General features: G+C 70.2%; 27 protein-coding genes. 9 read left to right on the forward strand and 18 right to left on the reverse strand.

Annotated features, from left to right (window positions below; genetic code table 11):
- The first annotated feature begins 211 nt into the window (after positions 1-211).
- Together ABD256_RS39395 and mptB are read left to right on the forward strand one after the other, a co-directional pair.
- Positions 212-1309: a winged helix DNA-binding domain-containing protein gene (locus ABD256_RS39395; RefSeq protein ID WP_344430652.1), complete on the forward strand. Its 1098-nt coding sequence runs from the start codon at positions 212-214 to the stop codon at positions 1307-1309.
- Between the two features lie 107 nt (positions 1310-1416).
- Positions 1417-2886 carry a polyprenol phosphomannose-dependent alpha 1,6 mannosyltransferase MptB gene (gene mptB, locus ABD256_RS39400; protein ID WP_344430654.1) on the forward strand — a complete coding sequence of 490 codons (1470 nt, stop codon included), beginning with the start codon at positions 1417-1419 and terminating at the stop codon, positions 2884-2886.
- On the opposite strand, the gene ABD256_RS39405 is transcribed toward mptB, so the two are convergent.
- Entirely contained in the window at positions 2872-3432 is a 561-nt protein-coding gene (locus ABD256_RS39405) for a TetR/AcrR family transcriptional regulator (RefSeq protein WP_344430656.1), read from the reverse strand. The genes mptB and ABD256_RS39405 overlap by 15 nt on opposite strands.
- 96 nt (positions 3433-3528) lie before the next feature.
- Between ABD256_RS39405 and bioB the strand changes: the two genes are divergently transcribed.
- Positions 3529-4581: a biotin synthase BioB gene (gene bioB, locus ABD256_RS39410; protein ID WP_344430658.1), complete on the forward strand. Its 1053-nt coding sequence runs from the start codon at positions 3529-3531 to the stop codon at positions 4579-4581.
- A 137-nt stretch (positions 4582-4718) separates the two neighbouring features.
- Here the strand turns inward: bioB and ABD256_RS39415 are convergent, their stop codons facing one another.
- The 8 genes from ABD256_RS39415 to ABD256_RS39450 form a co-directional block, all read right to left on the reverse strand.
- Positions 4719-5249: a pyridoxamine 5'-phosphate oxidase family protein gene (locus tag ABD256_RS39415; RefSeq protein ID WP_344430660.1), complete on the reverse strand. Its 531-nt coding sequence runs from the start codon at positions 5247-5249 to the stop codon at positions 4719-4721.
- 39 nt (positions 5250-5288) lie between these two features.
- The gene (locus ABD256_RS39420; protein WP_344430662.1) at positions 5289-6476 is read right to left on the reverse strand and encodes a cytochrome P450; all 1188 of its coding nucleotides are present in this window, start codon (positions 6474-6476) and stop codon (positions 5289-5291) included.
- Entirely contained in the window at positions 6473-7720 is a 1248-nt protein-coding gene (locus ABD256_RS39425; RefSeq protein WP_344430664.1) for a YcaO-like family protein, read from the reverse strand. Before ABD256_RS39425 ends, ABD256_RS39420 begins: the two co-directional genes overlap by 4 nt.
- Positions 7721-7775: 55 nt before the next feature.
- A complete protein-coding gene (locus tag ABD256_RS39430) occupies positions 7776-7925 on the reverse strand; it encodes a hypothetical protein (protein WP_344430666.1) in 150 nt (49 codons plus the stop codon).
- 326 nt (positions 7926-8251) lie between these two features.
- Complete coding sequence (locus ABD256_RS39435; RefSeq protein WP_344430668.1) at positions 8252-9424, reverse strand: family 2 encapsulin nanocompartment cargo protein terpene cyclase; 1173 nt, start codon at positions 9422-9424, stop codon at positions 8252-8254.
- Between the two features lie 34 nt (positions 9425-9458).
- Positions 9459-10322: a geranyl diphosphate 2-C-methyltransferase gene (locus ABD256_RS39440; protein WP_344430670.1), complete on the reverse strand. Its 864-nt coding sequence runs from the start codon at positions 10320-10322 to the stop codon at positions 9459-9461.
- Positions 10323-10368: 46 nt separating this feature from the next.
- Positions 10369-11757: a family 2B encapsulin nanocompartment shell protein gene (locus tag ABD256_RS39445; protein ID WP_344430672.1), complete on the reverse strand. Its 1389-nt coding sequence runs from the start codon at positions 11755-11757 to the stop codon at positions 10369-10371.
- A gap of 24 nt (positions 11758-11781) precedes the next feature.
- Positions 11782-13203, reverse strand: a complete 1422-nt coding sequence (locus ABD256_RS39450) for a family 2B encapsulin nanocompartment shell protein (protein ID WP_344430674.1) — start codon at positions 13201-13203, stop codon at positions 11782-11784.
- Between the two features lie 544 nt (positions 13204-13747).
- On the opposite strand from ABD256_RS39450, the gene ABD256_RS39455 reads away from it, so the two are divergent.
- Together ABD256_RS39455 and ABD256_RS39460 are read left to right on the forward strand one after the other, a co-directional pair.
- Positions 13748-13885: a hypothetical protein gene (locus tag ABD256_RS39455; protein ID WP_344430676.1), complete on the forward strand. Its 138-nt coding sequence runs from the start codon at positions 13748-13750 to the stop codon at positions 13883-13885.
- Between the two features lie 98 nt (positions 13886-13983).
- On the forward strand, positions 13984-16224 hold the full coding sequence (locus ABD256_RS39460) for a M64 family metallopeptidase (protein ID WP_344430679.1): 2241 nt from the start codon (positions 13984-13986) through the stop codon (positions 16222-16224).
- On the opposite strand, the gene ABD256_RS39465 is transcribed toward ABD256_RS39460, so the two are convergent.
- On the reverse strand, positions 16221-16538 hold the full coding sequence (locus tag ABD256_RS39465; RefSeq protein ID WP_344430681.1) for an SH3 domain-containing protein: 318 nt from the start codon (positions 16536-16538) through the stop codon (positions 16221-16223). The genes ABD256_RS39460 and ABD256_RS39465 overlap by 4 nt on opposite strands.
- Before the next feature lie 243 nt (positions 16539-16781).
- Here ABD256_RS39465 and ABD256_RS39470 point away from each other — a divergent pair, with 243 nt between their 5' ends.
- A complete protein-coding gene (locus tag ABD256_RS39470; RefSeq protein WP_344430683.1) occupies positions 16782-17408 on the forward strand; it encodes a glyoxalase in 627 nt (208 codons plus the stop codon).
- Positions 17409-17440: 32 nt separating this feature from the next.
- On the opposite strand, the gene ABD256_RS39475 is transcribed toward ABD256_RS39470, so the two are convergent.
- The 4 genes from ABD256_RS39475 to ABD256_RS39490 form a co-directional block, all read right to left on the reverse strand.
- On the reverse strand, positions 17441-17785 hold the full coding sequence (locus ABD256_RS39475) for a VOC family protein (RefSeq protein ID WP_344430685.1): 345 nt from the start codon (positions 17783-17785) through the stop codon (positions 17441-17443).
- A gap of 64 nt (positions 17786-17849) precedes the next feature.
- Positions 17850-18212, reverse strand: a complete 363-nt coding sequence (locus ABD256_RS39480; RefSeq protein ID WP_344430686.1) for a hypothetical protein — start codon at positions 18210-18212, stop codon at positions 17850-17852.
- Between the two features lie 219 nt (positions 18213-18431).
- Positions 18432-19151: an ABC transporter permease gene (locus ABD256_RS39485; protein WP_344430688.1), complete on the reverse strand. Its 720-nt coding sequence runs from the start codon at positions 19149-19151 to the stop codon at positions 18432-18434.
- A 27-nt stretch (positions 19152-19178) separates the two neighbouring features.
- Positions 19179-20063 carry an ABC transporter ATP-binding protein gene (locus ABD256_RS39490; protein WP_344430690.1) on the reverse strand — a complete coding sequence of 295 codons (885 nt, stop codon included), beginning with the start codon at positions 20061-20063 and terminating at the stop codon, positions 19179-19181.
- A 164-nt stretch (positions 20064-20227) separates the two neighbouring features.
- Here ABD256_RS39490 and ABD256_RS39495 point away from each other — a divergent pair, with 164 nt between their 5' ends.
- Genes ABD256_RS39495 through ABD256_RS39505 form a run of 3 tightly spaced genes read left to right on the forward strand, consistent with a single transcriptional unit; the run spans position 20228 to position 22181 of the window.
- Positions 20228-20452: a hypothetical protein gene (locus tag ABD256_RS39495; protein WP_344430692.1), complete on the forward strand. Its 225-nt coding sequence runs from the start codon at positions 20228-20230 to the stop codon at positions 20450-20452.
- Between the two features lie 38 nt (positions 20453-20490).
- Entirely contained in the window at positions 20491-21582 is a 1092-nt protein-coding gene (locus ABD256_RS39500; RefSeq protein WP_344430738.1) for a sensor histidine kinase, read from the forward strand.
- Entirely contained in the window at positions 21579-22181 is a 603-nt protein-coding gene (locus ABD256_RS39505; protein WP_344430694.1) for a response regulator transcription factor, read from the forward strand. The genes ABD256_RS39500 and ABD256_RS39505 overlap by 4 nt, the downstream gene beginning before the upstream one ends.
- Here ABD256_RS39505 and ABD256_RS39510 read toward each other — a convergent pair.
- The 4 genes from ABD256_RS39510 to ABD256_RS39525 form a co-directional block, all read right to left on the reverse strand.
- Entirely contained in the window at positions 22178-23326 is a 1149-nt protein-coding gene (locus tag ABD256_RS39510) for a low temperature requirement protein A (protein WP_344430696.1), read from the reverse strand. The genes ABD256_RS39505 and ABD256_RS39510 overlap by 4 nt on opposite strands.
- Positions 23327-23378: 52 nt before the next feature.
- The gene (locus ABD256_RS39515; protein WP_344430698.1) at positions 23379-24788 is read right to left on the reverse strand and encodes an alpha/beta hydrolase family protein; all 1410 of its coding nucleotides are present in this window, start codon (positions 24786-24788) and stop codon (positions 23379-23381) included.
- Positions 24789-24902: 114 nt separating this feature from the next.
- Complete coding sequence (locus ABD256_RS39520; RefSeq protein ID WP_344430700.1) at positions 24903-25487, reverse strand: ArsR/SmtB family transcription factor; 585 nt, start codon at positions 25485-25487, stop codon at positions 24903-24905.
- A 112-nt stretch (positions 25488-25599) separates the two neighbouring features.
- The gene (locus ABD256_RS39525) at positions 25600-25965 is read right to left on the reverse strand and encodes a ricin-type beta-trefoil lectin domain protein (protein WP_344430702.1); all 366 of its coding nucleotides are present in this window, start codon (positions 25963-25965) and stop codon (positions 25600-25602) included.
- Positions 25966-26035 lie beyond the last annotated feature (70 nt).

Here is a 26035-nt window from a genome sequence, read left to right on the forward strand (position 1 = left end):
ATCCGTTCCGTGGGGAACTGTCGCCTGGTGACCAACGACGCGACCCGCACCGCGAGGCGACAGTTCCCCACGGCGCGCCGCAGGCGCGCTTGAAACCCGCACCGCGCCCACCAAACACGCGAGCGCCGCCCAACCAAGCGAGCGCCGCCCAATCACGCGAACACCCCAAAAAAGGACACACCCTGACCCCTATTACTGCAAAAATGCGCCAATGCCACACACGAAGATCGAAACCAGAGCACTCAACCGCGCAACACTGGCAAGGCAACTACTGCTAGAGCGCGCCACCCTACCCACCCAAGACGCCATCAAGCACCTGTGCGGGATGCAAGCGCAGGAGCCGCAGGAACCGTTCACCGGGCTGTGGTCGCGACTGCACGCGTTCACCCCGGCGGAACTGTCGGACCTGCTCACCGGGCGGAGCGTGGTGCGGACCCACTTGATGCGCCGCACCGTCCACCTCGTCACCGCCGACGACGCACTCGCCTGGCGCGCACGGCACGGCGCGATGCTGCGCCAGCGCGTGCTCGGGGTCTACCGCGGCGAACTGGACGGAGTCGACCTGACGGAACTGGCCACGGCGGGCAGGGCGGTGCTGTCCGACGGCGAGGCGCGCTCGATGACCGAACTAGCGCGAGCGGTCGCCGAGCGCTGGCCCGAGCCGGGAAATCGGGCACTGGGCGAAATGCTGGTCGCCGCGCTGGTCCCGGTGGTGCAGCTACCGCCGCGCGGGCTCTGGCGTGCGAAGGGCGGCGCGCGCTACGTCCCGCTCGCCACCTGGCTCGGTCGCGAGATCGACCCGCTCAGCCCGGACGAATCGGACCCCGCGGGCCAGGCTTTGGTTCGGCGGTACCTGGCCGCGTTCGGCCCCGCGGCCTCGGCCGATCTGCGCGCCTGGTGCGGACTCGCCGGGCTCCCGGCCGCGATATCGGCGATCCGTGACGAGCTGATCACCTTCCGCGATGAACGCGGGCGCGAGCTGCTGGACCTCCCCGACGCGCCGCGCCCCGATCCCGGCACTCCCGCGCCGGTGCGGTTCCTGCCCGCGTTCGACAACGCGATCCTGGGCTACCACGACCGCGGCCGGATCATCGACGACGCCCACCGCGGCCTCTCCGTGGCGGGTGCCCGCGTCGTCCTCGTCGACGGCCGCGTCGCCGCGACCTGGACCGTCGACGACGACACCGTGCACGTCACACCGTTGCACCGCTTCTCCCGGGCCGACCGCGACGCCGTAGCGGACCAGGGGCAGGAACTGGCGGCGTTCCTTTCCGACGGCGACAGCGAGCGCGTGCATATCGGTACCTGAATGTCCACTGTGGAGTTCAAGAGACGAACGCCACGACTTCCTGCCCTGAAGTCCTTACCATTGCTCCTAACAGGACTGTCCGGTACCCGGACTGTTAACCTCCGCCAATGCGTCGAGGGGATCAGCCGCGCTGGCTCGGCTTCTGCGGAAGCGCGCTGCTCGCGACGGCGACGGTGGCAGGATCGCTGGGCACCCCCCGCTGGTTCACCGGCTCCGCCGCGCTCCCGCTCGCCGTCGGCGTCGGCGGGATGGGCCTCGTGGTCCTGGCGTGGGCGCTGCTCGGCAGGCTCGTGCTCGCGAGCGGCGACATCGCACCCGGCCCTCGCGCGCTGCGGTCGACGTTCCTGCTCTGGGCCGCGCCGCTGCTGGTCGTGCCGCCGCTGTTCAGCGGAGACGCGCACAGCTACCTGGCGCAGGGCGAAATCGCCGCGCGCGGGCTGGACCCCTATGCCGTCGGCCCGAACGAAGGCCTCGGCGCGGCGGCGAAGCTGACGCAGAGCGTGAGCGGGTACTGGCGCGACGCCCCGTCGCCCTACGGACCCTTGTTCAGCGGAATCCAGCGGCTGATCGCGCAGCTCGCGGGAGAGCAGCAGGCCGCGGCGATCCTGCTCCACCGGCTCATCGCGCTCGCCGGGGTGGCGCTGCTGCTGTGGGCGGTGCCGCGACTGGCGGCCCGCGCGGGTGTTTCCGCCGGGGTGCCGTTGTGGCTCGGCGTGCTGAACCCGTTGGTGCTGTGGCATTTCGTGGCCGGGGTGCACAACGACGCGCTCATGCTCGGGCTCATGGCGGCCGGTACCGCCATCGCACTGTCCGCAGTGGACGAAACGGTGCAGTGGTGGCGCCTCTCGCTCGGCGTGGTGGTGATCGCGCTCGGCGCGGATGTCAAGGTGCCTGCCGTGGTGGCGCTGGCGGTCGTCGGCACGGCGCTGGCGCGGCGCATGGGCGGCAGGCTGTGGCATCTCGTGCTCGCCGGTGGCGCGATGGTGGCCGCGGTCGCGGTCGTTTCGGCCGTCGTCTCGGCGATCACGGGCCTCGGGTTCGGCTGGCTCGGCACGCTGGGCACGTCCAGCCAGCTCAACAGCTGGATGGCACCGACCAACTGGCTCGGTTTCCTCGGCGGCGGGATCGGTTCCCTGTTCGGGCTGCACCTCACGCAGCCGACGATCGGGGCTGGCCGGATCATCGGCTACGCGGTGATCGTCTGCGGCCTCGCCGTCCTGATCCACCGGCAGCTTCGCGGCCGCATCGGCGATCTCCAGGCCCTCGGCCTGATGTTCGCCGTGGTCGTCGTGTTCGGACCGGTCGTGCAACCGTGGTACCTGTTGTGGGCCGTGGTCCCCCTCGCCGTCTGCCTTCCCGCCTGCCGGGCCCGCACCGTCCTCATCGGACTCGTCGGGGTGTTCGCGGTGCTGCTTCCCCCGCTCGGCGGCGAGGCGGGCGAGCTGGTTCTCGGCTACCTCGGCGGGCTGCTGATCCTCGCCGTGGCCGCGTTCGCCGCGCACCGGTCGCAGCCGTTCCGCTTGGCAGGCCCCGAGCCCTCCCGTGAACTGCAGGAAACGCGGTCAGCTCGCGGGTAGCCGGTGGCGCGCGCCGTCCAGGATGAGCGCCAGGCCGTCGGCGAACTCGCGGTCGAACTCGCGGTCCGACGGTGGCAGCGCGCCGATCCCGGCCATCTGCGCCCTGGTCTGCTCTTCGATGGTCAGCCCGATGACGAGCTGCCAGACCGCGGTCCGCACGGCGGTGGCATCGCGCGCGGACAGGCCGCCGCGCCGCGCCGCCGCCACGAAGTGGTCCCCGATCGCGGCCGAGGACAGGCCGCTGGCCTGGCTGATCGAGACGAGCTCGGCGCCGTCGGTCACCGCGAGCAGCGCCGCGCGTAGGTCCAGTGCCAGCCGTTCGAGCTGCCGGTCCCAGCGCATCCGGTCCGAGCGCGGCAGCACACCGCTCAGCACGGTGTCGGCCATCGCGGTGAGCAGTGCCTGCTTGTTCGTGAAGTGCCAGTAGAGCGCGCTCGGCCGCACGTCCAGCTCCGTGGCGACCCGCCGCATCGACAGGTCGGCCAGTCCGTACTGGCGCAGGATCGTCAGCGCCGTCCTCAGCACGTCGTCTCGACTGTTCACCACCGGCACAGCGTAGGCGGTCACCGCGATGGACCGGCTCCCGCGTGCCAGCTATCCTGAACACCATTCAGGTGAACACCATTCAGGAAAGGCAGTCGGATGCAGATCGCTGAACTGGGAAAACGGGCGAGCACGGGTGAGTCCATCCTCCGCTCGGAAGCGCTTGCGGTGCTCGCGACCCCGGACGAGGAGATCCTCGACGTCGTCGCGGCCGCCAGCAAGCCCCGGTTCGCGTTCTTCGGCAACCGCGTGCGCGTCAACTTCCTGGTGAACCTCAAGAGCGGCCTGTGCCCAGAGGACTGCTTCTACTGCTCGCAGCGGCTCGGCTCCGGCGCGGACATCCTGAAGTACTCGTGGCTGCCGGTGGACGAGGCGGTGGCCACCGCCAAGGCCGGGATCGCCGCGGGCGCGGCCCGCGTGTGCCTGGTGGCCAGCGGCACCGGGCCGAGCAACCGCGAAGTCGGCAAGATCGCCGACATCACCCGCGCGATCAAGACCGCGCACCCCGACGTGGAGATCTGCGCCTGCGCGGGATTCCTCAAGGACGGCCAGGCGAATTCGCTCGCGGAGTCCGGAGTGGACGCCTACAACCACAACCTCAACACCGCGCGGTCGCACTACGCCCAGATCTGCACCACGCACACCTACGACGACCGCGTCGACACCGTCGGCAAGGCAAGGGGCTCAGGGCTTTCCCCGTGCTCCGGCTTCATCGCGGGCATGGGCGAGACGCACGAACAGCTCGTCGACCTCGCCTTCGACCTGCGCGACCTCGCCGCCGATTCGATCCCGGTCAACTTCCTGCTCCCCTTCGACGGCACCCCACTGAAGGGCACGAACCAGCTCACCGCGCACGACTGCCTCCGCGTCCTGGCCATGGTGCGGCTGGTCAACCCGCGCAGCGAGGTCCGCATCGCGGCCGGCCGCGAACTGCACCTGCGCAGCATGCAGTCGCTCGGCCTGCACATCGCCAACTCGATCTTCCTCGGCGACTACCTCACCAGCGAGGGCCAGCCGGGCCAGGCGGACCTGGACATGATCGCCGACGCGGGCATGGTGGTCGACGGGATGCGCCCGCACCGCACCGACAAGGCGGCCGAACTCGTCACCCGCCGCCGCGGCGCCGGAACCACCGTGCGGCCCAACGCGTAAGCGACAACGATCCGGTGCCGCGATTCGTGATCCGCGAGGGCTACGCGTGCTACCGGGGCCCGGTGACCGACAGCCCCGCGCGGCGGCGATGGTCGTGGCGCCGACGGCACCGCCGCCCCGCGTCTTGAACGAACCGCTCAGCGGGTGAAGTCCCATCGGGTGGCGCCGTACGGTTCGGCGCAGGCCACGCCGATCGCGGTGTGCAACGCGAGGCGGTACAGGTACCACGGCGGGGGACCCGCGCTCGGCGCGTTGAACGGGGCGGTGAGCGCGTCGCCGGTCACCGACGCGGGCCAGCCTCCTTCGCGGAAGACGGCCACCACACGTTCCAAAGTGGACGGATCGGTGACCCGGCCTGCCTCGCCCTCCAGCACCAGGTCGATGCCCCGCAGCCGCACGGACACGCTGCACGCCGGGTTCGCCGCCAGATTGCGCGACTTGCGGGTGCCCGGCCCGCTCTGGAAGTACAGCGCGTCCTGCACCCAGATGGCCCCGACGCCCGCGGTGTGCGGCCGCCCGTCGGGCCGCGCGGTCGCGACGAAGAAGGTCAGGTCGGACGTGGGCGTATCACCCGCGAGGAGGTCGCGAGGACGGCTCCACGGCAGCTCAGCGGATCCGTGCCGGTCGAGGTTGGTGGTCGAGATCGGGTCGTTCGTTGTCTCAGTCATACCCCTGCGTCGAACGGGACGGCCCCGATTCGACAGCGCTCACCAAGTGACGGGAAGTTCGTACACGCCGTAGGCGTCGCGGTCGTCGCGCATCGGCACGTCCTCCGGAGCCACCGCGAGGCGCAGCGTCGGGAAGGCTGCCACCAGCGCCCGGTAGCACACGCGCAGCTGCACCCTGGCGAGCTGGTACCCGAGGCAGTGGTGCACCCCGTGCCCGAAGGCAAGGTGCCCCCGCGGCCGGCGGGTGATGTCCAGCGTGTCCGGGTCGGGGTACCACGCCGGGTCCCGGTTCGCGGCCGCCAGCGAGACGGTGACCGGCTCCCCCGCCTTGATCAGGTGGCCGTCGAGTTCGACGTCGGTCAGCGCGGTGCGCACGGTCCCGTGCTGGGCCACCGTGAGGTAGCGCAGCAGCTCGTCCACGGCGCCATCGACCAGCGCCGGGTCCGCCCGCAGCGCGGCCCACTGCGCCGGATGGCACAGCAGCGCGTAGACGCCGTAGGCCAGCATGTTCGCCATCGGCTCCTGCCCGGTGATGAGCAGCAGGTAGGCGATGAGGGTCGCCTCGGTTCGGGTCAGGCCGTCGGCGAGCAGGCTGGCGACGATGCCCCCGGTGTGCTCGGCGCGGACCAGCTCCCGCGCGCACTCGTAGACCTTCTCGGAGGCCACCGCCCGTTCGTCCTCCGACAACCGGAAGTCGTCCCGGAGCACGGCCGCCTCGTGCAGCCGCGGCATGACCGCGGACGGCATGCCGAGCAGGGTGCCGGACACCACCACCGGAACCGGCGTCGCGAACTCGGCCACCAGGTCCGCGGGCGGGCCGTGCCGCCGCAACGCTTCCAGGTGCTCGCCGGCGACGCGTTCGATCATCGGCGTGAGCTGCTCGATGCGCTGCGGGGAGAACAGCTTCGCCAGCGCGCGCCGGTAACCGGTGTGCTCCGGCGGGTCCATGCCGAGGAAGATCCCCGGCGTGGCGGGCGGGATGACCGGCATCGGCCGCGCGCGCACCGGGGAGTAGCGCAGGTCCTGCCGGGCGCTGAAGCGCGCGTCGGTGAGCACGGCGCGGGCCGTCGCGTGCTCGGTCACCAGCCAGCCGAGCAGTCCGTCCGGATAGGACAGTCGGCTGATCGGCTCCTCCTCGCGAAGGCGCCCGAGCTCGGGCGGCGGGTCGAACGGGCACCGCCCCCTCGTCGTGGGCAGCGCCGGTGCGGGAGAAGAAACCTCGGTCATGACGCCCCGGAGCGCAGTGCCGCCATCCCCCGCGGTCCGGGCACGACGAGGCTGCCGAGGTGCACGATCATGAACCGCTCCAGACCGGGCACCAGCGCGCTGATCACCGCGGCGCCGTTGCCCGCGACGTGCAGCTCGTGCACGTATCCGTGGAAGTCCCGCGCGGCCAGTGCCTGCCGGAGCAGGTCGAGGTGTTCGGCCGGGGTCTCCGGGGCCGGGGTGTCGGCGTAGGCGACGCGGGGCGCCTGCCGCAGCGCCTCGCTCAGGTCCATGTGGCTCGCCGCGGAGAACGGCGGGTACGACCGCAGGTGGTCCCGGTCGTGCGTCGGCGCGCCGAGCTCGGTTTCGAGCGCCTTGACCTGGAGCAGCTCGGTCAGCGCGCGCAGTGCCGCATGCCGCCGGGAAAGCGAGGTGCCGCAACCGAAGTACACCGCGGCCTCGCCGGGTTCGGGCGCGAGGTAGGCCATCACGCTCGGCACGCCGAGATCGGTCGTCATGTCGATCAGCGCGACCTGATCGCCGGCCAGTTCCTCGGCGTAGCGCAGCAGGCCCGCCAGATCGTCCGGCAACGAGGCCGGGTCGAGCACGCCGAACCGGGGCCGCCGCGCGAGGAAGACGTCGACCAGCATCATCGACCAGGCATCGCGCTCGATGATCTCGTTGAGCGCGTGCACGGTGGCCTCGGTGACCGACGCGCCGCTGGCGCAGCCGCTGTTGACCGAGTACCGCACCGCGGTGGTGTAGTCGTAGGTGTCGCCGAGTTCGCGGCGGAGCTCCTCGCACTCCTCGGTCGGGTAGTCGATGCAGGACAGGAAAACGGGCACCGGGACGGTGCTGCCATCGGTGAGGCTGCGGTAGCGGCGGCATCCCATCGGCCCGTCGTCGGCGTCGGCCAGCGCGCTCGCCACGCTGTCACCGCGCAGCGCGCCCGCCGCGACCTCGTGCGCGGAGCACAGCTCCACGGTCTCCGCCCGCACGCTCGTGCGCCCGGAAAGGTGGTGCTCCAACGCTTCGAACACGGCTCCGGCTCGTGCCGCGTCCCGGTTTCCCTTGCCACAGCCGTTGGCCAGCCAGCGGCCGTCGCGGGAGACGACGCACCGGCACGCACCCGGCTCACCCCCGAGATCGTGCAGTTCGGCGTCGATCCCCAGTTCGGCCAACGCCGCGAGACCTCGTTCGACGGCGATCGCGAACGGCAGGCCGCGCTCACCGGCCTGGACAACGGGCCGCTCTTCACGGGTCACGGGGGAAGCGTTCACGGTTGCGTGCCGGGCGTCGGTTTCCACGGTCCGCGGCTACCTAGCTCTTCGCCTCGGCCAGTACGCGCTCGTTCTGGTGCGATTCTTCGTTCCCGGCCTCGCAGATGTCCGCGATGAGGTCCTGCTCACGCGCGGAGAGCCGCTCCGCCGTGAAATGGCCGGACACGTTGTAGATGGTGAAGTCGCCCATCGTGCACCCCTCTATCCACCCGAAGGCGGTCCGTGAATTTCGAACATGACGATCTCCACGATGTCGGCAGCCAAGACCCGGGCGAAAGGTCCATTCAGGTGCTTCCCGCACCGGCCGAAGCCGTCGATTTCCAGCCCGTGCCACCCCGGCACGGGCTGGAAACTCCTCCGGTACCACCTGGAACTGTTTCGCCACCATCGAAAAACGGTGGTCGACCGCGTGCGCGACCGGGTTCGTCCACCCCCGGCGCGACGGCGCGGTACCGCTATCCCCGCAATTACGCTCGGTCATCCACGTGCTCGACGGAATTGCACGAGCCGAGCCGCTCAGTGCGCTTCGGCCGCGGCGGGGTCGGTCCGGTAGCGCGGGCTCGTGGAGTGCCATTCGAAACCGCCGCCCATCCAGGACCGCAACCCACGCAGGAAGCGCTGCAGCTCCGGCGAAGCGACGGGGAGCAGGCTTTCGTGGGCTTCCTGGAAGTCCCGCACCACGTCGTTGTGCAGTTCGACGGTGGTCTCGGTCGCCTCCTCGACCGAGCAGCCCCGGTCGGCGGCGACCTGCAGGACCATGTTGCACGGCGGGTTCTCGTCCGCGAGGTCCTTCGTCACCGAATGGAGGTCGTTGACCAGCACGGACGCCGTCCCTGCCTGGATGGCGGCCTGCCGGACACGGGCGTCGTAGTAGAGGTTCGCGGGCAGTTCGTACCCGCCGAGCACATCGATCAGCGTCATCGAGGTGTAGAAGCTGTCGTGCTGGCGCGCCGCGATGTACTCCCACGCCGGCGGGTACTTCCCGGAGTGGTTCCATGCGGCGTAAGCGTTCCAGCTCACGAACATGGTGAAGGTCGAGTAGCAGACGCGCTGCGACTGCGCGGGAGTTCCGTACTGCCGCAGGTAATCCGTGCCCGTCCGCAGTGCGATGAGGACGCGATCGCCCGCGAGCGTCTCGTCGAGTTCGCGCGAGAACTCGCCCAGCGGCGGCAACGGGTCCATCGCGGCCATGGCCAGTGCCAGGCGTGGTGGCAGCTCGGCGGGGACGGCGCCGAGCGCGGTGTCGTCGGCGTAGAGGTCGTCGGCCGCCCACCACGCCGCGTTCAGCTTCGCCGAGATCAGCAGCCGGTCCGGGTCGTCGCAGTCGGGGTGGGCGAGCATGACCAGCCGCGCGAAACCGGTTTTCCCGATCTGCTCGCATTCCTCGTCGGAGAACCCGCAGTCGGCCGCCCAGGAAACCAGCCGCTGGTTGACCTCCTCGGCGAGCACGTCGTCGATCCGTTCGGTGACCGGGCAGTACAGCGGCGGCGCCGATCCGTCGCCCCACGGCCGGTAGGCGTACGCGGGATCGTGCACCGGTTCCACCGCGGGCGTCTCCGGCTCCGCCGCGGGCGCCTCCGGTTCGGGAAGGCGCGCCGCGGCGACCTCGGCCACGAACCGCGCGGCCGAGGTGCCCAGCCCGGTCGGACCGGCGAGCAGGGTGGACAGCGCGCTGCGCGAGTCCGTCATCGCTTCACTCCTGTGGTCCTCGGCCCGCGCGGGCTCAGATGCGGTCGGCCGCGATGAGCAGGTAGTGGAAACTGCCTTCGCGGTACGCGGTGAGGAACGGGCCCTCGATCCCGGTCGCCACCGAGGACTTCGCGCGCAGCTCCCAGTACGGGATCGTCTGCGCGGTGAGGTCGACGACCGAGATCGGCACGAGGTTGTTGGCCGTCATCGCCTTGAAGTACGCGCTGCGCGGGTGGATGTTGCAGGTGTAGTGCTGGTCGATCTGGGCGACGGCCTTCGACCGGCCACCGGTCACGTCGTTGTAGCACCCGGTGATGGTGACGTAGCGGCCGCCGAATTCGAGCTGCCTGGCGTGCTCGGCGAACAGCTCGAACAGGTCCACGTACATGGTGCTCTCGTTGTTCCAGATGCCCCGGCGCGAACCCGTTTCGAAGCCGGTGTCCAGCATGTTCCGGAAGTGGTAGCGCACCTGGTCGTCCACGCCCCGCAGCCGGGCCTGCTCGTTCGCGAAGTCCACCTGCTTCTCCGAAATGGACACTCCGTCGACCGCACAGCCGAACCGCAGGTTGGCCATGATGCTGCTGCCGCCGCGCCCGCATCCGGCGTCCAGCAACCGGTCGCCGGGACCGACGTCGCCGAGCGCGTCGAGCAGAACCTCCGCCTGCGCCGTCTCGAGCCGGTGCATCTCGGCGATGATCCGCTCGTCGCGGGTGGCTTCGGGCCCTTCCAGCACGGACAGGTCGACCTCGCCGATCCCGTAGTGGTGGTGGTAGAGCCCGTCGACGTCGCCGAGGCGCAGGTTGACCGGGTCCTTCTCGTTGTTCCAGTACGACGCGACGGACTGCTGGTACGCGGTGCGCAGAACGCCAGCGGCGGGGGCGGTGCGGGCAATGGTCACGAGTGTGGTTCCTTTCCGTGGATCAAAATGGCCGGGTGCGAGCGGGTCAGCGGGTGATCTCGACGTTCTCCAGTACGCCGAGCGCATCCGGCACCAGCACCGCGACCGAGTAGTAGGCACTGACCAGATAGGACGAGATGGCCTTGTCGTCGATCCCGTCGAACCGGACGTTCAGGCCGGGCTCGTACTCGTCGGGCAGCTTCGTCTGGTACAGCCCGATCACGCCGTGGTCGTCCACGCCCGTTCGCATCGCGAGGATCGACGAGGTGCCCGCCTCGGTGACCGGGATCTTGTCGCACGGCAGCAGCGGAACCCCGCGCCACGCCGAAACGGCCTTGCCGTCGACGACCGTCCCTTCGGGATAGATCCCGCGCCGCGTGCACTCCCGCCCGAACGCGGCGATCGTGCGGGGGTGGGCCAGGAAGAACCTGGTCTTGCGGCGGCGGCTGACCAGTTCGTCCATGTCGTCCGGGGTTGGCGGGCCCGACCTGGTCTGGATCCGCGACTTCAGGCCCGCGTTGTGCAGCAGCCCGAACTCGCGGTTGTTGATCATGTCGTGTTCCTGCCGCTCCCGCAGCGCTTGCACGGTGAGCCGGATCTGCTCGTCGAGCTGGTTCATCGGGTCGTTGTAGAGATCGGTGACCCTGGTGTGCACGCGCAGCAGGGTCTGCGCGACGGCGAGCTCGTACTCCCGCGGCGAGGTCTCGTAGTCGGCGAAAGTGCCGGGGAGCAGGAACTCCCCGTCGTGCCCGGAGGACATGCCGATCTCGGACTCGCCCTTGGCGTTCTGCGGTTTTTCGCCGAGCGCCAGCATGTCGTGGACGTGCGTGCGCATCAGCTCCGACCGGCCGTTGAGATCGGCGAAGTCCTCGCTCCGCAGCGTCAGCGCGATGACCGGGGTGGTGGCCCGTACCGTGAACGGCCAGTTCCGGCTGATCCCGCTGAGCATCTCGTCGCCGAAGTGGTCCCCGTCGGCCATGCTGCCCAGCGTGATCTCGTCGCCGTATTCGCCTGGCGCCACCTTGACGACCTTGCCGTGCGCGACCAGCACGACCTGGTCGAGCGGGGTGCCGCGTTCGACGATCACCGAGCCGGGCGAGTACTCGCGCTGCACGAACCGGTCGGCGAGCGCGGTGAGCGTGTCTTCGTCGTCGAAACCGCGCAGCAGGGCCAGTTCCGCCAGTTCCTGCGGGACGACCCTGACGTCGGCGCCGACGTTGGTGAAGCTCACCCTGCCGTCGCCGATGGTGTAGGTGAGCCGCCGGTTGACGCGGTAGCTGCCACCGGTGGCCTCCACCCAGGGCAGCATGCTCAGCAGCCAGCGCGGGGTGATGCCCTGCATCTGCGGCGGCGTCTTGGTCGTCGTCGCCAGTTGCCGCGCGGCGCTGGTGCCGAGGCTGAGCTGGCGCTCGACGTCCGGTTCGGTCGTGGTCATGGCAGTCCCCTCCGTCGTCTCGCGTTAGTTCTCGCGGCCGATCTCGGCCGCTTCGAGCACGGCGAGAGAGTCGGAAACCAGTGGGGCGACGGAGTAGTACGCGCTGACGAGGTAGGAAATGATCGCCTGCCCGGAGATGCCCATGAACCGGACGTTCAGGCCGGGTTCGTACTCGTCCGGCAGCCCGATCTGGTGCAGGCCGACCACGCCCTGGTTCTGCGTACCGGTCCGCATCAGCAGCACGGAGCTGGTGCCCGTGGTGCTGACCGGGATCTTGTTGCACGGGTAGACCGGCACGCCGCGCCACGCGGGCACCTTGTGGCCGCCGATGTCGACCCCGGTCGGGTAGATGCCTGCCTTGCTGCACTCGCGGCTGAACGCGGCGATGGTGCGCGGGTGCGCGAGGAAGAAGCTCGGTTCCTTCCACACCAAGGAAAGCAGCTCGTCGAAGTCGTCGGGGGTCGGCGGGCCGGTGCGGGTCGGGATGCGCTGGGTGAAGTCGACGTTGTGCAGCAGGCCGAAATCGGTGTTGTTGATCATCTCGTGCTCTTGCCGCTCGCGCAGCGCCTCGATGGTCAGCCGCAACTGCTGCTCGGTCTGGTTCATCGGCTGGTTGTACAGATCGGACACGCGGGTGTGCACGCGCAGCACGGTCTGGGCGACGCTCAGCTCGTACTCGCGGGGCGAGGACTCGTAGTCGACGAACGTGCCGGGCAGGGCGGGCTCCCCGTCGTGGCCGGAAGCGATGTCGATCTCGGCTTCGCCGAACTCGTTGGCCGCCCCGCCCGCCTGCGCGGTGCTCTCCAGGTGCGCCCGCAGCGATGCGGACTGCTCCAGCACCTGCTCGAACGCCTGCCTGGACAGGGTCAGCACGGTGCCGGCGGTGAGGGCCTTCGCGGTGAACTCCCAGATGCCTTCGTCGGAGCGCAGCACCTGCGCGCCGAAGTGGTCACCGTCCTTCACCATGCCGAGCGAGGTCTCGTCACCGTAGTGCCCGGTCCCGGTCTTGCCGATCTTGCCGTGCGCGATGAGGAAGACCTGGTCGGCGCGGTGCCCGAACTCGACGAGCACCTCACCCGGCTCGACCTCCCGCTGCACGAACCGGCGGGCCAGCTCCGGCAGGACCTCCTCGTCCTCGTAGCCCTTGAGCGGGGACAGTTCCGCCAGCTCGGCCGGGATGACCCGGACCTGGTCGCCGGTCTTTTCGAAGGTCACCCTGCCGTCGCCGACGGTGTAGCTCAACCGCCGGTTCACCCGGTAGGTGCCGCCACTGACATGCGTCCACTCGAGCGCCTTCAGCAGCCAGCGGGACGTGATGCCCTGCATCTGCGGAACGGTCTTGGTCGTAGTGGCCAGGTTCCGCGCAGCGGCCCTGCCCAAGCTCGACTGAGGATTTTCATCGCCAGCAGAACCGGCAGCAGTGGCATCCGATTCGGTCACGGTCACGGCAAGATCCACCCATTCGTTAGTCGGCCAAGGGAAAACAAGATCCTCTAAAAGGTAGCTGTCAGAATTACCCGATTCGGCGACTCCGCTGAGTCAAACATAGCAAGGCAGCAAAACCACACAAGAACACTTTTGGGTTACGGCCCGCTCACTCGAATGTCTTATTCCCCGACCGGGGGGCGCAGGTGCGCCAGTCCGCAACCTGCCGTGACACCAGGCGAGCACGTTTGGACTAGCAAGTGGACGGACGAGGCAACGATGCGCTACCGAAACGACCCCAGCGTGCCGATCGCACGCCGACCGGACTACCGGGGTGTGATTTCCGGTATCGCCGGAGGGAATTGACTCCGCCACCCTTGCGCCCACCCGCGGTGCCCGAGCGGGCCAGATTTCTCACAGGGCAATAATGCGATTATTCGAGTCATCTCGGACAAGCCGCCCGTCGTGCCCGGTAAACAAGATTCCGTCGTGGTGCGCAAGGAATTGTCCACTGGATCGCCATAATCAATTCGGGGGTACCGATCAAACCCTCCGTAATCGGAGGATGCTGCCCGGCGCCATCCTGATCGCGGTCGGCGTGGTGATCGTGTGCAACCTGCTGGTGGCCGTCGCCGCGCTCGGCCCGCGCACCTGGGCACGCTGGCCTACTACCTGCTACGGGCGCGGCGAAGCCCCGCACTGAATAGTCCTTTGTAGACGGACACGGCCCGACTTCCGGCGGGTACTGGCCGGGAAAGCGCTGCGGTATACCGGAGGCACAGCAGGGAAGGGAGTGCCGCCATGGCGCGCGGGACACGTTGGGCCGCGTTCGCCGCGGCGGTGCTGCTGTGCACCGCGGTCGCCGTCCCGGCCCGTGCCGCGGAACCCGGCGGCACCGTCACCGAGGTCCAGGTGACCGGGCCGGTCGCGCAGCGCTTCACCCTCGTCGTGCTCGGCGACGGGTACACCGCGGCGGAGCGGCCGAAGTTCCTCGCGGACGTCGAGCGGCACGTGAACACGATGTGGTCGGTGGAGCCGTTCAAGTCCTACCGCAGCTACTTCAACGTGTACGCGGTTTCGATCGCCTCGCCCGATTCCGGCGTCGACTGCGATCCGGGGCTCGACGCACCGCGCCGGAACACCCCGCTGAACATGGGGTTCTGGAACGGCTGCGACCGGTCGAGCGTGCAGCGGCTGCTCACCGTGGACGACGCGGCCGCGCAGCGGTACGCCGAGCTCGTGCCCGGCACGACGCGGGCGAACCGGCAGATCCTCGCGCTCGCCAACAGCGGCACCTACGGCGGCGCGGGTGGCGCGTACGCGACGGCGTCGGGCGGGAACGCCTTGTCCGCGCTGATTTCCCCGCACGAGCTCGGCCACTCGCTCGGCGGCCTCGACGACGAGTACGACTACTACGCGCGCGGCGTCCCCGGCGGTCAGTACACCGGCGGCGAACCCGCGTCGATCCACCACACCGTGCTGACCGAGCAGCAGCTACGCGACCGGCACGCGAAGTGGTGGCGCTGGCTCGGCGAACCGAGCGAAGCCGGTGGCACCATCGGGCGCGCCGAAGGCGGGCTCTACGCCCGGACCGGCGTGTGGCGGCCGAGCAGGCACTCGATGATGAAAACCCTCGGGTACGCGTTCGACCAGGTCGGCCGCGAACGCATGACCCAGCGCGTCTCCGCGAAGGTGCCGATCCTCAGCGGCGGCACCCCGGCCGGGACCATCGGCGCCGACCGGGTCGTGTGGGCCCGCGCGGCGCATCCGGTGAGCCACCAGCTCGACCTCGCCTGGACGCTCGACGGCGCCCCGCTTCCCGGTGGTGCCGCCGTCGATCTCCGGCAGGCGCACGTGCCACCGGGGCGGCACAGGCTGACCGTCACCGCGACCGATCCGACGCCGTTCGTCCGCGATCCCGCCGCCCGCCCGTCGGCGACCCGCACCTGGACGGTCGACACCGCGGTGACCACGCCACCGGCGAGCGGCCCGCCCGTGCTCGCGTCGACGCCGACCGACCGGCCCGTCGGCGCCACCGACGTCGTCTACGTCGAGACGGGCGAGCCGACCGGGGCGATCCCGCCGGTGGACTGGGCGCTCGACGGCGTCCCGGCGGGCACCGGTCCCGATTTCGACCTCGGCGCACGGGCGCTGCCGCCGGGCACGCACACGCTCGCCGCCACCACCGGCGGCACCACGCTCACCTGGACCGTGGACGCCTCCGGCCCGGCCACGACCGCCACCCTGTCCGAGCCGCTGCTGACCGTCGCGAAGCCGACCGGCCCCGAGTACGTGTTCAACGGCCCGTTCACCATGCGGATCGCCGCGTCCGACGACTGCGGAGGCGGCCCGGTGCCCGAATTCCGCGTCGACCGCGACGGCTGGCACAAGTACTACGGCTGGCCGACCGACCCGGCGGCGCCGTACCTGTTCACCGCGCGCGGCACCGAGATCGACGGACTGGCCTACGGCAACCTCGGCCCCGACGGCCTCACGGTTTCCCCTTTCACCACAAGGAAACCCGGCTACGGACGGCACGAGGTCGAATACCGCGCCACCGACACCGCGGGCAACACCGGTGCGGCGGGGGCGTTCGCCGCCACGCTGCTGCCACCGCCGCCCGCGTGCACCACGACGATCACCGGGAACCGCGCCGGCCCGATGACGATCACCGGCGTCACCTGCCTTCGCGACGCGACCGTGGTCGGCAAGGTCACCGTGCTACCGGGTGCGGCACTGGTCGCCACTGGCTCGCGGATCGACGGCCCGCTCGCGGCCGACGGCGCGGCCGCGGTCGAGCTGCTCCGCTCCCGCGCCGTCGGCCCGGTCCGGCTGGCCGGGAGCACCGATCACGTGACCGTGGTCGGATCGAGCGTCACCGGACCGGTCACGCTCGACGGCACCCGGTCCGCCACGGTGTTCGCGGGCAACACCGTCACCGGGCGGGTGACGTGCACCGGCAACTCCGCGGCACCCGACGACCTGCGAGCGCCGAACACCATCACCGGCAGGGCCACCGGCCAATGCGCGAACCTCCGCTAGCAGACCGGCACTTCGGGGGTTGCCCACTCCTTCAGCACCTGACCCGCCTGCCACACCCAGCCCGAGGCCTCGGGTGCGTTGAGGTTCCACCAGTGGCCGTCGGGCGTCTGGCAGTTGATCGTGACCCCCTGGCCGTTCCACCCCTTGCCGACGAGACCGCCGTCGGGGGCGTTCAGGATGTCGGTGTCGGCGATGAAGCGCCCGGGGATCCCCGCGGCGAGCTGGTCGGCCTGCGCGGGCGCGGACAGGAACGCTCCCCCGAGAAGGGCGGCGGTCGCACCGACCAGCGTCAGCTTTGCGGCGAGTTTGCGCATCGGTTCTCCATGGTCTGCAAGGGCGATACACCGGTATCGCGTGATCAACTACCGGCGCACGCTAACAAGCGGTGATGAAATTTCGACGAAATCGCCGGTCATGCCGTCGATCGGCGCCGCGGCTCCGCCCACGCGGCCTCCGGCGCGGGCAGCTCGGCGATCCGGGCCGCCGCTTCGCGCGCGGCCGAAGCCGGTCAGGAATCGAGAAGCGCCGGTCACCGGGTCGCGCCTAGCGTCATCGCCATGACCTCAATCGACGCGATCACCCTCGAAGCGACCGACACCGCGGCCGCCGAACGCTTCTACGCCAGCGCTTTCGAGTTGGGCGACCGGCTGCGCGTTCGCGCCTCGCAGGAACCGGCGACCGGTTTCCGCGGGTTCACCCTCTCCCTCACGGTGGCCCAGCCCGCCGACGCCGACGCACTGCTCGGCTCCGCGCTCGCGGCAGGGGCGACGGCGCTCAAGCCCGCCACGAAATCGATGTGGGGTTACGGCGGCGTCGTCCAGGCCCCGGACGGAACGATCTGGAAGGTCGCGACCACGGCGAAGAAGAACACCGGCCCGGCCACCCGGCGGTTCGACAGCGTCGTGCTCCTGCTCGGCGTCGCCGACGTCGTCGCGAGCAAGCGGTTCTACGTCGACCGCGGCCTCACCGTGGCGAAAAGCTTCAGCCGCGCGTACGTCGAGTTCGCCACCGGGGCGAGCCCGATCAAACTGGCGCTGTACCGGCGCCGCGCACTCGCCAAGGACGCCGGTGTCGCCCCCGAAGGCACCGGATCGCACCGGATCGCGATCGGCGGCCCGGCCGGGCCGTGCACCGACCCGGACGGGTTCACCTGGGAAACCACCTCGATGCCGGCGCGGTCCTGATGTGCCTCTACCGGTTTCCCGGCGCGGGTGAGCTACTGGGCAGGCGCCTCGGCGAGCGACAGGCTGTTCCCGTCCGGGTCGAGCACCTCGACGTGGCGCACACCGTTGCCGTAGGTCTCCACCGGGTCGTGGACGATGCCGCCGGCGGCGAGGCGGGCCAGGATGTCGTCGAGATCGGTCACCCCGAACGTGATCATGGTCCCGCCCACCCGCGCGGCCCGCACCTCCCGGTCGTCGACGACGACCCACGCGTTCGCCCCGACCTGCCACAGGTGCTCCTCGCCGATGACCTCGTCCGCGGGGCGCCCGAAGAAGACGCCGTACCACTCCAGTGACCTCGTCCGGTCACTCGCCGGGATGATGCTGTACAGGTCCACCCGGGACTCCTCTCGGTCGTTTCGACGGGTAGACCGCTCCCCCGCCCGAAACTCATCGGCTGCGTCAGAACCAGCCGAGCACGGCCCCGGCACCCCACACGGGCAGCGGCAGCGCACCGGCCAGCCACCACGACCACGGCCGCCACCGCATGATCGACCGGAACCCGCCGACGGCCAGCACCCCGTAGAGGAGCGCGGTGGCCAGCGGTCGCTGGGCGTCGCGCAGCCGGTCCCATGGCGGCACGGACTCCGGGATCGGCAGCTCCGCCGCGATCACCGCGAACTGCAGCGAAACCCACAGGCCGGCCGACAACGCGGCGAAACCGCACGCCGCACGGACGAAACGCGCGCCGCGCCGAGGCCGGGTGGGCTCGCCGGAACCGGGCGACGTCGCCTGCCGCTCCGAAGTGGACACCTTCTCCCGCACCGGACGAGCCTGCCACACCGCGCGCGGCGCGGGCCATCGGAGTACCCGGCCGAGTGGTGCTCGTCAGGCCGGGTGGGCCCGAACACCCGTTATCCACAGTGGACAACGACGCGAAAGGCCCGTTGGCACGGGATCGCTCCCCTGCCAACGGGCCCCGGTGACGTTCTCCCGGACCTCCCCCTACGCCGATGTCCGGTGCCCGTCACGACCGCGGGCGCCTCAGCGGCGCGGTTCCCAGCGGAAGAGCCGGGTGGCCAGCGTGATGGAGACGGCGACCCAGGCGAAGCTGGGGCCGAGCAGGATCAGGGAGTCCTTCAGGGGGACGCCGCCGTTCCAGCCGTTGAGGAGCAGTTCGGTGACCGAGCCACCCGGAAGCAGCCGCTTGAGCAGCGGAAGGCTGTCGGTACCGGCGATTCCCACCCAGGTTGCCGTGCCGATGGTGATGAGGCTGATCGGCAGCGTGGTCACCTGGGCGTGCTCGGGTGAGTTCGTCACGCCCGCCGTGGCCAGTCCCAGCCCCAGCATCATGAGCAGCGCCGCGAGCACCGCCACCGCCACCAGCGCGATGTGGGCGGGCGTGCCGGTGACCACGGCCAGCACGGTCAGGATCACCGCCACCTGGACCAGCGCGATGACGGTGACCGGGAGCAGCAGCCCGGTCATGATGCCCGCGTCGCTGATCGCGGTGGAGCGCAGCCGTTTGAGGAAGAGGTTCTGCCTGCGCGACGCCAGTGTGGTCACCGTGCTGGTGTAGAGCCCGAACGCCGCCACGAAGAACAGCACCACCGCGGCGATGTAGCCGAGGCTGCCGATCTTCGCGAAGAGATCGTGCTGGTAGATGAAGAACGCGCTCATCGCGATGGGCAGGACGAACGAGGTGACCAGAACCAGCCGGTTCCGGAAGATCTGGATCAGCTCGCCGAGAGCGATGGAAAACATGGCAAAGGTCCTTTTCCGGAGCAGGGGTCAGACGCTGTCGATGGCGCGGAAGACGTCGTCGAGGCTGGTCGGCCCCGCCTCGAGTTCGCCGAGTTCGATCGCGTTGTCCTGCGCCCAGCCGAGCAGTGTGTGGAGGTCCTTCTGCAGTTCGAAGGTCTCGATGAGGAATTTGCCGTCGTTTTCGCGCGTGGCCTGCAGCGGCGGCATCGGCGCGTGCGGCGGCAGGGTGAAGTCGATGGTGGACGGCAGCGTCCTGGTCAGTTCGGAAACGGTGCCCTCGCGGTGGAAGGCGCCCTTGTGCATGAGCCCGATGCGATCGGCGCGCTGCTGGGCCTCTTCGAGGTAGTGCGTGGTGAGCACGATGGTGGAACCCGCTTCGCGCAGTTCGTCCACGGCGTCCCAGAGGTCGTCCCGCGACTGGATGTCCAGGCCGGTGGTCGGCTCGTCGAGGAAGACCAGTTCCGGCGTCCCGTACACGGCGGTGGCGAAGTCCAGCCGCCGCTTCTCGCCGCCGGAGAGCTGGGACACCTTGGTGCCTGCCTTGCGCGTGAGGTCGACGATGCCGAGCACGCGGTCGACCTTGTCCGTCCGCTGGGTGAGCTGCCCGATCAGCCGGACCGATTCCCGCACGGTCAGGTCAGGGGAGAACCCGCTCTCCTGCAGCATGATGCCCATCCTCGGGCGCACGGCCTGCCGGTCGCGCGGGCTCTGCCCGAAGACCCGCACGGTGCCCGAGGTGGCCGTGCGGTGGCCTTCGATGGTCTCCAGTGTCGAGGTCTTGCCCGCCCCGTTCGTGCCGAGCAACGCGTAGAACTCCCCGCGCATCACCTGGAAGGACAGGTCCCGCACGGCGTGGAAGTCGCCGTAGCTGAGGTTCAGCCGGTCAACGTCGATGACTGGTGTCGAGGTCATGCCGTTGATCTCAGCGGTTCGCGCGCCCACCGGGCAGTGGCGCCACGTCACCACTTCGCCATGACGTTCTTGGGGGTGCGGGCATGACGCAGTGTCACTGGTGGGGCGGCGGGGCCTGCCGAATACTGGGCACAACTCTGCCGTCCGATCCCGGAGGGTCGCATATGGACACCCGACCCCTGCGCGTGCTGCTCGCGGTCAACATGGCCGTCTTCCTCCTGGTCTGCGTGGCGTTCCTGCTCCAGCACCTCGGTGTCTACCCTGACGACGTGGAGTCCTGGTTCGAGCACAACCAATGGCTGATGTGGACGGCGGCGGCCCTCACCCTGGCGAGCGCGGGGACGATCCCGCTGCTCAGCCTCGGGCAGCGGCCGGGTGACGATCGGTGACCGGGAAGGCGGCCAAGCGCACCAAGACGCAGGAGCGGATGCGCAAGCTCAACCTCCTCACGATGCTCCCGCCGCTCGCCGCGATCGGGGCGATGCTGATCGCGATCGACGCCAGGGCATGGTGGCAGGCCGTCATACTGGCCATCGGCGTGGCGGCGGCCATGGTGGCCTCCGTGTGGTGGGCGGCGGGTGACGTGTTGCGCGTCGCCTGGCCCTGCCTGCTCGTCACCGCGGCGGTGTGGCTGCTCGGCGCGGCGGTGTTCGACGGCCACACGGCCTTCTACGGCATCACCGTCGTCGGCCCCCTCATCATCCCCAAGCTGCCGAGGCGCCGGGGTGCGGCGGCACTGGGCCTGATCGCCTTCGTCGCCGCGGCGGGCGCGACGAAGCTGCTGGTGTCGCACGAGGACATACCCGCGATGCTGATCCTGTACGTCGCGATCCCCACCGGCGTCGCCGTGGTGGCGACCGGACTCATGATCCCCGGCCAGCGCTTCTACGACCTCGTGGAGGAATTGGAGCGGTCGCGGGAACGCGAAGCGGAGCTGGCCGTCATCCGGGAGCGCATGCGGTTCGCCAGTGACCTGCACGACATCCAGGGGCACACGCTGCACGTGGTGAAGCTGAAGCTCGCGCTGGCCGAAAAGCTGGTGCACAGCGATCTCGACCGGGTGCGGGAAGAACTGCGGGAGCTGCACGCGCTGGTCGGCGACACCATCTCCCAGACCAAGGAACTCGCCTACGCGCAGCGGCGGCTCAACCTGTCCGCCGAACTGGAGAACGCGAAGAACCTCTTCGAAGCCGCGGGAATCCTCGTGCGCGTGGACCGCGAGGCCGAGGTCGACGCGCAGGCGGGCGAGCTGCTCGGGCAGGTCCTGCGCGAGACCACGACCAACATCCTGCGGCACGCGCAGGCCAAACAGGTGCGGATCACGCTCTCCGCGTCGGGCATCGCCATCGTCAACGACGGCGTGCCGGACGCGCCGCTTCCCGAACTCAGCGGGCTCGCCACGCTCAGGCAACGGCTGGCGGACAGCGGGGGCGAGCTGACCGTGGCGCAAAAGGACCGCCGGTTCGTGACGGCCGCGGCGTTCCCGCACAACCGGAAAGCGCGAGAGGACAGCAAATGACGACCGTGGTGCTCGCCGACGACGAAGCCCTTCTCCGCAAGGCTTTGGCGTCGCTGCTCCCGCTCGAAGGCGAGATCACCGTGCTCGCCGAAGCGGAAGACGGCGAAGCCGCGGTGGCGGCCACCCTGCGGTACCAGCCCGATGTGCTCGTGATCGATCTCGAAATGCCCAATGTGGACGGACTCGGTGCCGTCGCGGAGATCCGCCGCACGCGACCGGACCAGGTGATCCTCATGCTGACCCGGCACGCGAGGCCGGGGGTGCTCCGCAAGGCGCTGAAACTCGGCGTGCAGGGCTTCGTCAGCAAGTCGGCGGAACCGGCGCACATCACCACGGTCATCAGGACCCTGCACGAGGGCAAGCGGTGGATCGACCCGGACGTCTCCGCGCTCGCCGTCGTCGACGACTGCCCGCTCACCGACCGCGAGATCGACGTGCTGCGGGAAACCCGCGAGGGGTTCTCCGTCGCCGACATCGCCGCCCAGCTCCACCTCGCCGAGGGCACCGTGCGCAACTACCTCTCGAACGCGATGCAGAAAACGCAGACGCGGACCAGGCACGAGGCCGCCCGGTACGCCCGCGAACACGACTGGCTCTAGGGCCGTCTGGCGCGTGAACCGGCGGCGAGACCGGCGCCCGCGGCGACCACGAGCAGCCACAGGAACAGCGGGGGCGCAAGCGAACCACCGGCGACCCCGAGTGCCGCCGGGATCGCCAGACCGGCCGCGAGACCCGCGAACACCCAGCCCTTCCGATGCCCGGCACTCAGCCCGACACCCGCGCCGACCGCGATGAACGCGGCGAGGCATCCGCACAGCAGCCAGCGGGTCGCGGTGCCGACGTGGCCGTGCTCCACGGATTCCACGGCGTCGCCGAGCCCGGCCGCGAACGCGGCGAGCAGCCCCGTGATCAGGCAGTGCAGCGGCAACAACGCCTTCGGCCCCCACCGCCCCGGGGACAGGTACGGGATCCCGCCGAAGCCGTGGTGGAGCGCGGCGCCCCAGAGGGTCCCGAGCAGCATCAGCGCGGCGCTCACCGTCCAGAACAGCCGCGCGTGCCATTCCGCGTGCTCCGCCATGGCGGCGGTGACGGTGAGCACGCCTTCGCCGAGCACGATGATCGTGAACAGCCCGAGGCGCTCGCCGAAGTGCGCCGGGTCCAGCCGTCCGAAGGCCACCCGGGAAGGCGGCTGCCCGTAGCGGGACAGCCGCTCCGCCATCTTCGCGACGAGCCGTTCGCCGGACACGGTGAACGTGATCAGCAGGTCCAGCGCGAGCCCGAGCGCCCACAGCGCGTACCGCCACGGGCCGTCCACCCAGAACGAGGCGATCCACGGCAGCATGCTCACCCCGGCGTGCACCACCGGCCACTCGGCGATCACGCGCTCCTCGCGGCTGCCCTCCCACACCCGGCTCGCGAGCACGCGCACGCCGAGGTAGGCACCGGCGAAGACCGGCGCGTGCCCGTCGTGGACTTCGCGCACGGACGCGGCCATGAACACCAGCCCGGCCATCGCGACCAGCACCGGCACCGCGCGGGTCGCGTCGCCGACCACGTTGCCGATGACGGTGAAGCACATCCACGCCATCCAGAACGCCAGGAAGCACACCACGTACAGCCCGGCCCCGCCCCACGACGTGCTGCCGTGCACGAGATGCGTCAGCTGGGCCACCCCGGCCACGGCCACCAGGTCGAAGAACAGCTCCAGCCACGACGCGTGGCGCTCCTCCGCTTTTTCCGTCACGGCGCACAGTATTCCCCGCCCCGCTCCCGGGTGGACGTTCCGCCGAGGTGGGTTACGGCAGGAGCAGGCCCCAGTGCAGCGCCCACGGCAGGAACACCACACCGGCGGCGGCCAGCAGGCCGAGGCGCAGCCGATGCGGCCGGGCGAGTTCGGGCCTGGCACGCCAGGCAACCGCGATCGTGGCCACCGCGGCGACCACCACGCCCACCGCGAGCACCTGCAGCACGAGCCAGGGCAACGGCCTGCCCAGCACCACCACGCCGAGGTTCTTCGCGCCAGTGGACGCGAGGTAGCCGAGGTAGCCGAACAGCCCCAGCACGCTCAGCAGGCCGGTCGCGGCCAGCCAGCGCGCCGGGCGTCGCGCGAGCGGCACGTCGCGACGCCCGCGCAACCGCCGGACCGCCCCGCCCACGCCATACCCGGCGAAGCCGAGCAGGAGCACCGCGACCGCGGCCACTTCCAGCCAGGGAGCCCCCGCCTCGACCGGCACGGTCCGGCGGTCCTGCTGCGCCGGCGCGCCGGTGCTGGCAGCGGGCGGCCCCGCGGCGAGCCCGGTGACCCAGGAACTCACCTGTTCCAGGTAGGCAGGGGAGATCTCGTCCAGCGACCGGAAACCGTCCGAGGTGCGGCGCATCGTGTGATCGGCGCCGGGCACGGCTCGCAACGTGTAATGGGTGTTGCCGCCCCGGTCGAACGCCTCCTGGAAGATCCGCATGCTCTCGGCTCCCGGAATCACCCGGTCGAGCTCTCCCCACAACCCGAGCACCGGCTGGGTGACCCGTCGCAGCACCGGAACCGGGTCGTAGCCCGGCTCGGGAAAGAAGCCCGCGCCGACGATCAGCCCCAGCGTCGTGCGCGAAACGGTGTCCGGCAGGGAACCGGACACCCCGGCGGCGGCGAACCGGTTCACGAGGTTCCACGACTGTTGCCGCGCGGGCGAAACCCCTGGCCCGCCAACGGTGACCACGAAGGCGACGTCGGCGGATCTGGACGCGGCCAGCGGGGCGACCCAGCCGCCCTCGCTGACGCCCCAGAGACCGGTCCTGGCCTGGTCGACGTCCGCGCGGGTGCGCAGCGTCCGCACCCCGGCCAGCGCGTCGTTCGCCAGCAAGGAGAAGTCGACGTCGGTCTCGGATCGCTTGGGCCGCTTGTCGTAGATGAGGGTCACGATGCCGGAACGCGCGAAGGATTCGGCCTCCTGCCGGTAGCCCTCCCGGGAAACCCGGCCGGAACCGTGCACCATCACCACGGCGGGCCGGCGCGAGTTCGAGGTGGCGGCCGGTGCGATCACCGTGCCGTGCATCGTCAGCTCGCCGCTCGGGAACACGACCTCCTGTTCGACCAGGTCAGCGGGCGCGGCCCGCGCGAAGTGCACGGGCGCGATCAAGCCGGCTGTCACGAGGACCGCCACGAGCAGCCGGCTGAGGGCAGGCCGGATCGGCGAGTTGCTTTCGGGGAGCACGGGTGCTTTCCTTCCCAAGGAGGTTCGTACGTACGTGGACACGCCGGAATCGGCGTGGTGCTACGGCTTCCGCCATTCCTGGGCCGTCGAGTGGCAGCTCGGCGGCCCAGGGTCCTACTCGGTTCGTTCGCCCGGTGATCGCGTGCCGGGATCGGGCACCGGGAAAGCGAAGAAGCGGGCGGCGACCAATCGTGCCCCCTCCGGTGCTTCCTCCTCCGATCGCCGGTAGCGCTTCAGCAGCGCCAGGTATTCGTCGAAGAACTCCCGCAGCTCGGGCAGGGTCACCCGGAGAGAGCCGCGGGAGTAGGGCAGTACGTCCGCCCATTCGCCCTCGTCCGCCCGCCCGGCCAGGAAGCTGTCGAACAGTTCCTGATCGGCGGCCAGCTTGAGCTGGTGGAGTTGCTCGATGAGGGTACGGATTTCCGGGTCCTGCGAGGCTTTTCGCGGAAACCGGAGATCCTGCGCCGGCGAGCGCCACCACCGTTCACGGCCATGAGCCCGCTCGGGCACCTCCTCGATGAATTCGTGCTTCGCCAGCATCCGGAGGTGGTAGCTGGTGGCGCCACTGCTTTCCCCCAGCGCCTTGCCCAGCATGCTGGCCGTCGCGGGACCGTGGCCGAGCTGCCGCAGGATTCGCTGGCGCAAGGGATGCGCCAGTGCCCGCAGCTCGTCGACGTCGGTGATCTCCCGGGGCTCCACGATACAAAGGTACCGTTGCAAAGATGCCTTTGCAACTCCGGGACGGGATGCGACGAGCCGTGCCCGCCTCCGAGGAGACGGGCACGGGATGAGCACCGAGCTGCGGAGCCGGTCATCGCCACCACTGCTGGTTCCACGGACCGCAGTCCCACAGCTGCACCACGCCGCCGTTGTGGTTACCGGTGTTGATGTCCGCGTCAAGGCACCTCTGGAACCGCACGTTGTACACGGAACCGTCCCCGCGGAGGATCCACTGCTGCTGGTTCCACGGGCCGCAGTCCCACAACTGCACCTTGCCGCCGTTGCCACCGGTGTTGATGTCCGCGTCGAGGCACCGCTGGAACCGGTCGTTCTGGAAGTGCCGCACGGACAACGCCGGATGGCCTGCCGCGGGCTGCGCCGACGTCGTACCGGCACCGGTGAGCAGCAGCGCCGGCGCGGTGCACAGCAGCGCCAGCGTAGTGCTGAGCAGTTTCATGCTATTTCCCCTTGTACGGGTTGCTGGGAAGGGAACGGCCGGGTTCACCGGCCGGCACCGAGTCTTTCCG

The sequence above is a fragment of the Amycolatopsis minnesotensis genome, from assembly GCF_039529815.1.
Classification (GTDB): domain Bacteria; phylum Actinomycetota; class Actinomycetes; order Mycobacteriales; family Pseudonocardiaceae; genus Amycolatopsis; species Amycolatopsis minnesotensis.